Source organism: Herbaspirillum lusitanum P6-12 (assembly GCF_000256565.1).
Classification (GTDB): Bacteria; Pseudomonadota; Gammaproteobacteria; order Burkholderiales; family Burkholderiaceae_D; genus Herbaspirillum; species Herbaspirillum lusitanum.
This window is the reverse complement of record NZ_AJHH01000139.1, coordinates 1-276: the sequence shown is the minus strand read 5'-3', so window position 1 is coordinate 276 and position 276 is coordinate 1. Positions and strand designations below refer to the sequence as shown.

Annotated in this window: 1 protein-coding gene; it reads right to left on the bottom strand. The window is 54.0% G+C overall.

Annotated features, from left to right (window positions below; all coding sequences use genetic code 11):
- Positions 1–104 precede the first annotated feature (104 nt).
- Positions 105–276 (bottom strand): response regulator transcription factor (locus HLUSI_RS27025; protein ID WP_040503174.1); only part of this gene is annotated, 172 nt, incomplete at its 5' end.

Sequence of the window (276 nt, the reverse complement as noted above, 5' to 3'; positions counted from 1 at the left end):
TGATGATGACTCCCATCAGGATCAGGATGAAATCGGGCAGCAGAAGCGAGATGACTTGCATGGGCAATAAGAGAATGACGAGAGGGCGTTATTTCAAGGAAGTGTTATTTCAGCAGGCGCGCGAGTTCGACGGCGGTCTTGACGTTCATCTTGTCGAAAATATGGGCGCGGTGCACTTCCACCGTGCGCATGCTGATGCCGAGTTCGTCGGCGATGATCTTGTTCATTTTTCCGGCCAGGATCAGGTCCAGCACTTCGCGCTCGCGCGGGAGTGTA